Origin of the sequence: Arsenicitalea aurantiaca (genome assembly GCF_003994485.1) — a bacterium.
GTDB lineage: Bacteria > Pseudomonadota > Alphaproteobacteria > Rhizobiales > Devosiaceae > Arsenicitalea > Arsenicitalea aurantiaca.
On record NZ_RZNJ01000002.1, the window covers coordinates 816,839 to 828,455 of the forward strand.

Sequence of the window (11,617 nt, forward strand, 5' to 3'; positions counted from 1 at the left end):
TCTTTGAATCTGTTTGCTCTCGTAAACTGGCACCCCGCTTGCATCGGAGTGGTCATGTTTGGCGCGCGAAGCGCCTGTTCGGGGGTAATGGAGTACACTCATGGGTATCTATGGCGCACTTTCCACTGCGGTGACCGGCCTGCGCGCTCAGGCCTTCGCCCTGGAGAACATTTCGGGCAACATCGCAAACTCCCAGACGACCGGCTTCAAACGGATCGACACCGACTTTCTCGATCTGATCGCCGACGCGCCCCAGTCGCGGATGGCCGCGGGCTCGGTGCTCGCCCAGTCGCGCAGCACCAATGACGTCCAGGGCGACATCAAGACGGCGTCCAAGGAAACCTACATGGCCATCAACGGCTCTGGGTTCTTCGTCGTGGAGCCCCCGATCTCTCAGTCGGACGGCGTTTCGGTGTTCGCCGGCACGAGCCTTTACACCCGTCGCGGCGATTTCGAGATCAACAAGGACGGCTATCTGGTCAATGGTGCGGGCCAGTACCTGAAGGGCCTGCCGATCAACGCGACGACCGGCAACATCTCGGGGTCGGTGCCCGAAGTGATCCAGCTTTCGAACGCCTTCCTGCCCGCCAACCAGACCACGCGCATCAACTACCAGCTCAACCTGCCGCAGTTGCCCAAGAACGGGAACTACCAGCAGTCCAAGGCGCTCGGGTCGGAGCTCTTCATTCCGAGCACCTTCACCTCCGTGACCCCCGACACGCCTGCAACGGCGACCGGCGCGACGCTGACAGGCACCGATGCGGCGTCTTCGGTGATGCTGCCGGGCGAAAGCCTGACCGTCACGGTCGACGGCGCCGATGTCATTTTCGATTTCTACGACAGCAGCGTCACCGGCAACTACACCGGCGGCAATCTGGGCATCGACGTCAGCTCGGCGACCATCGCCCAGGCTCTCCAGTCGATGCAGGACGGTCTGCGCGGCGCAGGCGGTGCGGCTGCCAGCAGCGCGACGGTGGGGCTCGATGACAACGGCGCATTGGCCATCACCGCCGGTGCCAACACCATCGCCCGCATCGGTATTACCGACGGCACCACAGGCCTCGCTCTCACCGATGGCAACTACACCCCACTCCGCCCATCGCTCGGCGTGCGCGTGGCGACGATCCCAGCCAACAAGTCCGGAGAGTTCATCGCCCAGTCGGTCGCCGGCGGAGCGATCACCACCTATGCCTCGAACGGCGCTCCGGCGAGCGTCGAGATGCGGTGGGTGAAGATCGACAGCGCGGAGACCGGCGGCGTCGAACGCTGGAACCTCTTTTACATGTCCGACAAGAACGCCACGGGCGGCAATCCCATGTGGACCAATGTCGGGACCGACTACACCTTTGCCGGCAATGGCGAACTGACGCCCCCGATCGAGTCGGTGACGCTGACGGGCCTGACCGTCAACGGGGTGACCGTCGGCAACGTCGTTCTTCAGCATGGCAAGAACGGCGTCACCCAGTTCGCCGACACCAATGGCACGAGCCAGGTGACCGCCCTGAGCCAGAACGGATATGGCGCGGGCGAGTTCGTTTCGGCAGCCATCAATGACAGCGGCCGCGTTGTCGTGTCCTACAGCAACGGCCAGCAGGTCGAGGTCGCGCAGGTGGTGATCGCGCAGTTCAACGCGCCCAACCAGCTCAAGCGCATGGATGGCGGCGTGTTCGCGGCGACCTCCCAGTCGGGTGAGGCAATCTTTTCGAGCGAAGGCGGGATCATCAGCGCGTCCCTCGAATCCTCCAATACCGACATCTCCGAGGAGTTCACCAAGCTCATCGTCACCCAGCAGGCCTATGCCGCCAGCACCCGCATCGTCTCGACTGCCGACGAGATGCTGCAGGAAGCCCTGAACATGGTGCGCTGAGGCCACCACTCACGCTCTCCCGGCTTTTGGGTCGGGAGAGGCAATCTCCTGGAGGGTTTGAATGGGACTGACGGCAACGCTCTCCAATGCCCTTGGCGGCATGAAGGTCAACCAGAGCGCGCTCGACATCGTCAGCCGCAACGTGGCCAATGCCGGCACGCCCGGTTACCACCGCCAGTCCCTCACCATCGTCGACAGCGCGGGGATCAACTCTTCGCTCGTCAACGCGCAGGGCGTGGAGCGCGCCTTCAACCAGAGCCTGCAGAGCTATTATACCCGGCAGGTTTCCGACACCGCGGGCGCCGATATACAGGCCCAGTTCCTCGACCGCCTGCAGACCTTCATGGGCAAGCCGGGCAGTGCCGGTTCGCTGGACACGGTCTTCGGCGACTTCCAGAACGCACTTTCTGCAGCGGCCACGAGCCCGGACGATTATGCCGTGCGCGCCACCGTGATGACGAAGGCCCAGTCGCTCGTCGAGACACTCAACCGCCTCAGCAGCAACGTCGCGGACATGACGCGGGATGTGTCGAGCCAGATCGGCGCGCGGGTCAACGACGTCAACGCGCTCCTCAAGAAGCTCGACCACATCAACGATACGTTGCAGGACGTTACCGTCGATCCGACGGCCCGCGCGGCCGTGCTCGACCAGCGCGACCGCATCGTCTCCTCGATCGCCGAGATCATGGACGTGAGGGTCGATTATCGCGTGAACGGCACCGTCGCCCTGACGACGCGGTCGGGCATCGGCATTCTCGACCACGAAGCGGGCGAGTTGAGCTTCGATCCGAACAATGGCCGCCTCGACCTCTCGACGCCATCTGGCCATCTCATCGACCTCGCCCAGCCCGGAACGCTGCAATCGGGCCGGCTCGGAGGCCTGCTCGCACTGCGCGAAAGCCTTCTGGGCGAGACCCAGGCACAGCTCGATTCCATTGCAGCTGCCCTCGCACAGGCCTTTTCGACCCAGCATACGGCCGGCACGCCCACGAGCGCGTCGGGACGGGAGGGATTTACCGTCCCGATCGATTTCGTCGGCTTCAAGCCGGGCAACGACATCATGCTCGAATACACCCAGAACGGGCGCCCGGTCACCGCGCGCATCGTGCGGGTGGACGATCCGACCAAACTGCCAATGGACAGCTTCGATGCCGACGGCACGCGCGTGATCGGGTTGAGTTTTACCGGCGGCATGACCGATCTCGTGGCCGGCCTTCAGCAGGCGCTCGGCCCCAATTTCGCCGTCGCAGATGCCGGCGGTGGCCTGCTCTCGATCATGGATGACGGCGCGCCGGGCCTCACCAGCGTCACCGGCCTCTCGACGCGCACGACCGCAACATCCGCGCAGGGCCAGCATGCGCTGCCGCTCTTTCTCGATACAGGCGGCGTCCCGTTCAGCAACAGCCTCGATGGCCGCGGCCAGGCCACCGGCTTTGCCGCGCGCATCAAGCTCAACGGCGCGATCGTCGCCGACAACAGGCTCCTCGTACAGGGCGTGCCGGGCACGACACTCGGGGATTCGAGCCGCGTCGACTATCTCGTGGGCCAGCTCTCGGGCATGTCGTTCGGCGCCTCGGGCGGCAGGGCCGGCACCGGCCTGCGGCTGGGCGGCACGGTCGGGCAGATGATCGCCCAGACCATCAACTTCCAGGGCTCCCGAATCTCCGCCGGTCTCGACGCGCGGGACAGCCAGATGCTGACGCTCGAGGCGCTGACCACCCAGATGCAGTCCGAATACGGCGTCAACATCGACGAGGAGATGGCCCGGCTCATGGAGCTGCAGAACGCCTACGCCGCCAACGCCCGCATCGTTTCGGTGGTGCAGGAGTTGCTGAACGAGCTGATGAGGATCGCGGCATGATCGTGAACAAGACCATGTTCCCGGTGCAGACCGGGTTTCGGGCGATCAGCCAGATGAGCAGCAGGCTCGACACCCTGCAGGTCCAGCTCGCCTCGGGCCAGAAGGCGACGACCCTTGCCGAGATGGGCGACAGCCGGGGAACCAGTCTTGCGCTGCGCGCCCGCCTCACCGCGCTCGATGGCTACGCAACGAGCATCGAAACCGTCAACCTGCGGCTCAGCGTGCTCGACACTTCAATCAAGCAGCTCAACACGCTTTCGAGCAATACGCGCAACGCCATGGTGCCAGGGGCCTATGGGACGGGGGACGTAAACCTCACCGCAGCGCCGGGGCAGGCAAAGGCCCGCCTCGATGAGGTGCTGAGCCTGCTGAACACCGACGTCAACGGCCGCTATCTCTTTTCGGGCAGCGCAAGCGACGCCAAGACGGTTCCGCAGGTCGATGCCCTGCTCTATGGCAGTGGCACGAAGCAGGGCTTTGCCGAGATCGCACAGCAGCGGCTCGCGGCCGACACCGGCGTTGCCGGACAGGGCCGGCTATCGGTCTCGACGACCGGCACGGAGGTGACGCTCGCCGAGGAAGCGACTGTCTTCGGGATCAAGATCTCCGGCGCCACGGCGTCCAATGCCTCTATTTCGACGCCTGCGGCTTCGGGCGATCCGCAGAGCCAGTCGATCGCCTTTGGTGGACAGCCCTTTCCCGGCGACACGGTCACCTTCGCCCTGCAGATGCCTGACGGGTCGAGCCACACGCTCAAGCTGACCGCCGTATCGGGGCCGGCCGGGGCCGGCGAGTTCAGCATCGGAGGCAATGCGAGCGCCACGGCGGCCAATTTCGGCAGCGCGCTGGAAACCGCCCTGCAACAGACGACGAAGACCGTGATGGCGTCCGCCTCAAGGTTTGCAGCGGCCGACAATTTCTTCAACGGTGCAGGCGATCCCGTCATGCGGGTCGCTGCGCCTCCGGGCGGAAACTGGGCCGAAGCCACCGGGCTTGTCGCCGCCACCGATGCGAACACCGTGCTCTGGTATCGGGGCGGCGATGAAAACCCGCCACGCCAGGGCGTCACCGCCCGCATCGACGACAACACGCGCGTTGCCTATGGCGTGCAGGCCAATGAGCGGGGAATCGTCGATCTTGTGCGCAGTCTCGCAGTCGTTGCGACCGATACGTTTTCGAGCAGCGATCCCACTGCCAAGGCGCGTTTCGACGCCACGGGCAGCCGGCAGATCGAGCGACTGTCCGAGAGCCGCAACTCCCAGCCCGGATCGCTGGCCGTGATCGCAGTCGACCTCGGCCTTGCGAGGACGACGACCGCCGCGACGGCCGCTCGTCAGAGCGACTATCGCGGGCAGCTCGAGAACCTGCTGGCCGATATCGAGCAGATCGAACCCGAAGCCGTGGCCATGGAAATCCTCGCCCTGCGGACACGGCTCGAGGCGAGCTACGCAACCACCTCCGCGATCTCGCAGTTGAGCCTCGTCAACTACATCCGCTAGCGCGGGCGGCGGGCCTTGCCTTGTAAATGCCGGGCCAGCCCCTATCTTGGCGGCGTCATCTCCGGGAAACACCTTTGGCCCGCTTACCCACCACGTTCGGCGACGAAATCGGCATTGCGCTCGGCAATCTGGCCGATGCGGCGACGGGGACGCTCACCCCGACCATCCGCCTCGGCGTTACCGGTCTCAGTCGCGCGGGCAAGACGATCTTCATCACCGCGCTCGTCCATAATCTGCTGACCGGTGGCCGTCTCCCGGCCTTCGGACCGCTCGCTGAAGGGCGCTTCATCGGCGCGCGGCTGGCCGAGTACCCCGATGCAGCGATCCCGCGTTTCGCCTATGAGCAGCACCTGGCCGCACTTACGGGCAGGTCGCCCGTTTGGCCCGAAAGCACACGCCGCATATCCCAACTGCGCCTCGTGCTCCGCTTCCAGTCGACGAAGCTTCTTTCGGGTCTCCGGGGTACCTCAACGCTCAATCTCGACATTGTCGACTATCCGGGCGAATGGCTCCTCGACCTGCCACTGCTCGGGCTCGATTACGCCCAGTGGAGTGCCCAGGCGCTGGAGCGGGCGCGCAGGCCCGTGTCCCGGGACGAAGCAGCACCCTTTCTCAATGCTCTCGCCGCCATCGACCCGCTGACCGATGCAACCGATGTTGCGGCCGAAGGCCTCGCAGGCGCGTTCACGTCCTATCTGCGCGCGTCGCGCGAGGATGGCCGGGCGCTTTCGAGCCTTCCCCCCGGTCGCTTCCTGCTGCCGGGCGATCTCGAAGGATCCCCAGCCCTCACCTTCGCGCCTCTCCCGCCGCCAGCGGGCCGGGTGCGCCACACGAGCCTCTATGCCATGCTCGAACGGCGCTACAACGCCTATAAGGACGTCGTCGTCCGACCGTTCTTCCGCGACCATTTTGCCCGGCTCGACCGTCAGGTCGTGCTCGTCGATGCCCTGAGGGCGCTGAATGCCGGCCCGGACGCCGTGGCGGACCTCGAAACGGCACTGACCGAGATTCTCGGCTGCTTCCGCCAGGGCCAGACCAACCCGTTCATGCGGCTGGTCGCGCGACGCATCGATCGCATCCTTTTTGCGGCGACGAAGGCCGATCATCTGCACCATACGAGCCATGACCGCCTTGAGGCGATCCTCAACAGGCTGCTCGCCAGTTCGGCGCGACGCGCCCGCTTTGCCGGGGTGGAGATTCGCTCGCTCGCGATAGCGGCCATTCGCGCCACCCGGGAAGGCACGATGCAGGAAGGCGGCGAAACGCTCCCTTGCATCATCGGCACGCCCATGCCGGGCGAGAGGCTGGGCGGGACGCGGTACGATGGCGCGACAGAAATCGCCTTGTTCCCCGGAGACTTGCCCGAAGATCCGGACTCAGCTCTTCAACCCGATGGCGGGGTGCACCTCAACTTCCTCAAATTCATGCCGCCCGGGTCGCTCGAGCGCAACGCCGAGGGGGCGGCCGTGTTGCCGCATATCCGTTTCGACAGGGCGCTCAATTTCCTGATCGGAGACCGGCTGCAGTGAAACCACCCATCGCCCGCACGCTTGGCCAGTCCACACAGACCGAGGAGACGAGACGCGCTCCGCGCAGCTTTGCGCCCGAGACGCTGACTGCCGTCGAGACCGAGCCGCCGATCTTTGACACGCTGGTATCGGACGCCATCGAACCCGCGCCGTCGATCCGCCGCATGAGCCTCTGGGCACGCCTTGCGTGGGGTACAGGCGCATTCCTTGTCTCGCTCGGCCTGGCGCTGGCGGCCGAACGACTGATCCGGGACCTGTTCGCGCGCTATGAGGTGCTGGGCTGGGCGGGACTTGCGGCGCTGGCGCTGTTCGTCATGGCGCTCGCAATCCTCATCGGCCGCGAAGTCATCGCCCTGCGGCGGCTCCGTAATCTCCACGCACTTCGGAATCGCGGCACTGACGCGCTTGCGGGCAATGATCTGGCCGAAGGGCGAGCGGTCCTGCGCGAACTCGAAACGATCTACGCTGCGCGCCCGGACCTCGCACGGCCTCGCGAGACGCTCGGCCGCGACGCGGGCGATCTCCTTGATGGCGCGGAGATCATCCGCCTTGCCGAACGGCGGCTGATGGCGCCGCTCGACCGTCGTGCCCGCGCGCTCACCGCAGCGTCGGCGCGGCGCGTGGCGCTCGTGACTGCCGTCAGCCCGCGAGCCCTCGTCGATATTGCGTTCGTCGTCTATGAGAGCGTTCGGCTCGGTGGCGCAATTGCCCGGCTCTACGGCGCCCGGCCGGGCTTTCTGGGCTCCTGGCGGCTGTTCGGCGCGGTGCTCGGCCATCTGGCCGTGACCGGCGGGCTCGCAGCGAGCGACGGGCTGGTAGAGCAGCTCGTCGGCCATGGCCTTGCAGCCAAACTGTCCAAGCGGCTTGGGGAAGGCGTGGTCAACGGGCTGATGACCGTCAGGGTCGGCATTGCCGCGATCCGCGTCGTCCGCCCCCTGGCCTTCGAGACCGAACGCCAGCCTGTGGTACGCGAGTTCCTGCCTGAACTCGCCAACGTCGCGGCGAAGGTCGAGTAGACCTGAGCTCAGTGGGCGCGGGCAGCGGCCAGATTGTCAATCTCGCCAAGCGCGACGAAGCGCTCGAGCTGGGGCTTTGCGAAGAAATAGCCCTGAAAGAGCCGCACGCCCGCGTCGCGAAGGCTGGCCAGTTCTTCGCCACTTTCGATACCTTCGGCCAGAACTGTGATGTTCAGCGTGCGAGCGATATCGATGATCCCCTTCACGATCGCCTGGCGCGACGGCGAGGACGAGATATCGCGAACGAGTTCCATGTCGATCTTGATGAGATCCGGCTGGAACCGGGCGAGAAGCCCGAGCCCTGCATATCCCGCGCCGAAGTCATCGAGGGCCGTGGTGAAGCCCATGCGCTTGTACTCCGACACGATGTGTCGGACGTGCTCAGTGTCGTCCATCCGTTCATTCTCGGTGAACTCGAACATCAGCCGGCGTGGATCGAACTTCGCCTTCGCCGCTGCGGCGAGGGAAGACCGAATGCAGGCGCTGGGCTCGTAGACCGCGTTGGGCATGAAATTGATCGAAAGACGGGCAACGCCGTCATCCTTGAGACGGCTTCCGGCCAGTTCGATCGCTTTGACGCGGCACGCCTGATCGAAGGTGTAGCGGTTCTCGTCGGTCACGTGGGAGAGGATTTGGCCGGCGCCCTGCCCTTCGGTCCCGCGCACCAGCGCTTCATAGCCCCAGATGGAGCCCGCCTCTATATCGACGATCGGATGAAAGGCCATTGTGAAGGCGACGGGAAACGGCGCGCCGTTGCGACAACCGTCGCAACCGGTATTGGCAAGCATAGATCAGACCTTGCATCGGAGAAGCGGGATGACGCTCGCCGATCCTGCTCCCGAGCGATAAAAAAAGCGTGAAAATCCTGCCGGACGGTACGGTACCGGACGTTACGCTGCAGTGTCGTCCCTGGCTGCCGAAGGGGCGAGCGTGACCGCAAGGCCATCGATCGCTTCGCTCATCAGGATCTGGCAGGACAGGCGCGAGGTCTCCCGCACGTCGGGCACCGTATCGAGCATGTCCTCTTCCTCATCGGTGCGCGGAGACAGGCGATCGAGCCATTCCTCGGCGACGAAGACATGGCAGGTGGCACACGAGCAGGCGCCCCCGCACTCGGCCTTGATGTTGAGGCCCCAGTCGCGGATTACCTCCATCACGCGCCAGCCCTCGAGCCCTTCAAGCTCGTGTTCGGCACCCATCTGGTCTGTGACGAGGATCTTCATCGGGCTTTTCTCCGCTCCCGTCAGGCGACGCCGAGCTTCTTCTGCAGCTTGGTCGAGGACGTCGTGTACTGGAAAATGACCCGCTCGTCGGGCGAAATGATCTTCTTGGCCCTCTGCGCCATCAGCGCCGCCTCGTGGAAGCCCGAAAGGATCAGCTTGAGCTTGCCGGGATAGGTGTTGATGTCGCCGATCGCGAAAATGCCGGGCACCGAGGTTTCGAACTTCTCGGTATCGACCACGATCAGATTGTCATTGAGCTCCAGACCCCAGTCGGCGACCGGACCGAGCTTCATCGTGAGCCCGAAGAACGGCATCAGCCGCGTCGCCGGCACGCTGACATCGCCGGCATCGGTCGCGAAATGGATGCGCTCGAGATTTCCGTCGGGACCTTCAAGACCCGCGATCTGTCCGATCAGCAGCGAAATCTTCCCGTCCGCAACCAGCGCCTTCATCTTGTTGACGGAATCCGGCGCTGCGCGGAAGGCGTCGCGCCGGTGCACCAGCGTCAGCGAGCGGGCGATGGGCTGCAGGTTCAGCGTCCAGTCGAGCGCCGAATCCCCGCCCCCGACGATCACGATGTCCTGGTCACGGAAATCATCCATCTTGCGGACGGAATAGAAGACCGACTTGCCCTCATAGGCTTCGATATCGGCAACGGGCGGCCGCTTGGGCTGGAACGAGCCGCCACCTGCCGCAATCACCACCACCTTGGCGAGAAACACTTCGCCCGCATCGGTTTCGAGCCGGAAGCTGCCGTCCTCAAGGCGCTCGAGCCCGTTCACCATCCGGGAATAGTGGAATTCGGGCGAAAAAGGCGCGATCTGCGCCAGAAGGTTGTCCGTCAGCCCCTGCCCCGTGATCACCGGGAAGCCTGGAATGTCGTAGATCGGCTTTTCGGGATAGAGCTCGGCACACTGGCCGCCCGGACGATCGAGAATGTCGATCACGTGGCATTTGAGATCGAGCAGACCCAGTTCGAACACGGCAAAGAGCCCGCAGGGCCCTGCGCCGATCACGACAACATCGGTGACGATTTCGTTTCCGCTCATGAGTCTCAACTCTGTCTTTGCCGGTGCATCCGGCACGAGGGGGTGCTGCCGGAGCAGGATGGCGGGACGCCGTGACGTCCTGAAAGGAGGATGTCGTCGCAGACGCGACGGCCGGATCGAGCAAGCGGGTTAATGCTCTTTTGGCCCCGCTGCAATCCCCTAGCGCGTCGCAGGCGCGGCGCGGCGGAGGTAGGGACGGGTGCCGAGCGGCACTTCGGTCGTTCCGACCGGCTGGTAGAAGATGCTGACCTCGGGCAGCCTGCCCTCGCGCAGCGCCTTGCGCGTCGGCTCGTGCTCGACGACGAAGGCATTGAACCCGCACCGCCGCATCAGCGGGATCTGGTCCTGCAGTACGTCGCCCACGGCCCGCAACTCCCCGCCATAGCCGAGTCGTTCCGAGAGCAGCCGGCCCGTCGAATAGCCGCGCCCGTCGGTGAAAGCGGGAAACCTGACCGCGATCGAAGCAAACCGCGAGAGATCGCCCTCGACGTTTTCGACCTTGTCGCCCGACGAGACGAGCAGCCCAAGCGGATGCGGATTGGCGAGGAACGCGTCGCGCGCCGCGAGGAACTCTGGCAGGGGCACGTGCGTGTAGCGCACGGAAGCCGGATCGTCCCCCTCCGCCCATGCGCGGAACGGGTCGGCGGTGAAAGCGCCGTCCTTGAACAGCTTCAGCTCTGCGGTGGCGGCCATGGGCTTGGCGATCGCTCCGTTGAAATCGAAATGGATGCCGCATTCCTTCTTGTTGAGCCCGCGCCAGCGGCCGGCGCGCGGGTCCTCGCCTTCTGCCACGATGCTCGTGCACGGGGCGCAGCCGATCGATTTGTAGCCTACGGCATAAAGCGGGTGCTCGGGCAGCCCGTGCTCGGCCTTGTAGGCGTTGACGTCGGCATCGGAGAAATAGGCCAGCGGGTTGATCTTGATCCGATCATCGCTCGTCAGCTCGAAATGGGGCAGCACGCCACGCTCGCGCGTCTGGAAGCGCTTGCGCCCCGTCACCCATCCGCCGAACTGCTCGGTAATCGGCTCCAGCGGCTCGGTCTTCCGGATGTGGCAGCAGGAATCGGGGTCGGTCTCCCAGAGCGTCCCGTCGGGATCGAAGCGCGCGAGATCGGCCGGATCGGGATGGAGCGCCGTGACGTTGATCAGCCCCAGCTGGCGCTTCAGCGTTTCGACATAAGCCAGCGTCTCGGGAAAATGTTTGCCCGTTTCGAGGAAGAACACCGGCATGGAGGGATCGACCTGCGCCACGAGGTGCAGCAGCACCGCCGAATCCGCCCCGAACGAGGACACGATGGCGATGTCGCCGGCCAGCAACTCGGTCGCTGCCTGGCGGAGCACGCCCAGCGCGTCCATCTCATCGAACATGCCGTTGAGCGCCATGATCCCCAGCGCCCGCAACTTGTCCTGCGCCACTGGCGCGGCGGCGATCTTGGACGCGGCCGTCATCGCCAGCTCCTCGGTCTACGAGTCCAATACGACATGCGATTGGCCCGCACCGTCCCAGATCCCTCACCCGTCTCGCGCTGCGCGCGATCCACCCTCTCCCACAAGGGGAGACGGAGGGGCACCC

At 65.1% G+C, this 11,617-nt stretch carries 9 protein-coding genes; 5 read left to right on the forward strand and 4 right to left on the reverse strand.

Annotated features, from left to right (window positions below):
- Positions 1-100 precede the first annotated feature (100 nt).
- From EMQ25_RS08440 to EMQ25_RS08460, 5 genes are all read left to right on the forward strand, one after another.
- Positions 101-1,867 carry a flagellar hook protein FlgE gene (locus EMQ25_RS08440; RefSeq protein ID WP_127188095.1) on the forward strand — a complete coding sequence of 589 codons (1,767 nt, stop codon included), beginning with the start codon at positions 101-103 and terminating at the stop codon, positions 1,865-1,867.
- A gap of 61 nt (positions 1,868-1,928) precedes the next feature.
- Complete coding sequence (flgK, locus tag EMQ25_RS08445; RefSeq protein WP_127188096.1) at positions 1,929-3,728, forward strand: flagellar hook-associated protein FlgK; 1,800 nt, start codon at positions 1,929-1,931, stop codon at positions 3,726-3,728.
- Positions 3,725-5,227 carry a flagellin N-terminal helical domain-containing protein gene (locus EMQ25_RS08450; protein ID WP_127188097.1) on the forward strand — a complete coding sequence of 501 codons (1,503 nt, stop codon included), beginning with the start codon at positions 3,725-3,727 and terminating at the stop codon, positions 5,225-5,227. The genes flgK and EMQ25_RS08450 overlap by 4 nt, the downstream gene beginning before the upstream one ends.
- Before the next feature lie 74 nt (positions 5,228-5,301).
- Positions 5,302-6,756: a YcjX family GTP-binding protein gene (locus EMQ25_RS08455; protein WP_127188098.1), complete on the forward strand. Its 1,455-nt coding sequence runs from the start codon at positions 5,302-5,304 to the stop codon at positions 6,754-6,756.
- Complete coding sequence (locus tag EMQ25_RS08460; RefSeq protein ID WP_244606520.1) at positions 6,753-7,772, forward strand: YcjF family protein; 1,020 nt, start codon at positions 6,753-6,755, stop codon at positions 7,770-7,772. The genes EMQ25_RS08455 and EMQ25_RS08460 overlap by 4 nt, the downstream gene beginning before the upstream one ends.
- Positions 7,773-7,780: 8 nt before the next feature.
- Here EMQ25_RS08460 and EMQ25_RS08465 read toward each other — a convergent pair whose 3' ends face one another.
- The 4 genes from EMQ25_RS08465 to EMQ25_RS08480 form a co-directional block, all read right to left on the reverse strand.
- Positions 7,781-8,560: an EAL domain-containing protein gene (locus tag EMQ25_RS08465; protein WP_127188099.1), complete on the reverse strand. Its 780-nt coding sequence runs from the start codon at positions 8,558-8,560 to the stop codon at positions 7,781-7,783.
- A 102-nt stretch (positions 8,561-8,662) separates the two neighbouring features.
- Positions 8,663-8,995, reverse strand: coding sequence for a 2Fe-2S iron-sulfur cluster-binding protein (locus EMQ25_RS08470; protein WP_127188100.1), 333 nt, complete (start codon positions 8,993-8,995; stop codon positions 8,663-8,665).
- A 20-nt stretch (positions 8,996-9,015) separates the two neighbouring features.
- Positions 9,016-10,044, reverse strand: a complete 1,029-nt coding sequence (locus EMQ25_RS08475; RefSeq protein WP_127188101.1) for an NAD(P)/FAD-dependent oxidoreductase — start codon at positions 10,042-10,044, stop codon at positions 9,016-9,018.
- 159 nt (positions 10,045-10,203) lie between these two features.
- Positions 10,204-11,493 (reverse strand): phosphoadenylyl-sulfate reductase, encoded by a 1,290-nt coding sequence (locus EMQ25_RS08480; RefSeq protein ID WP_127188102.1) that lies wholly within the window; start codon positions 11,491-11,493, stop codon positions 10,204-10,206.
- Positions 11,494-11,617 lie beyond the last annotated feature (124 nt).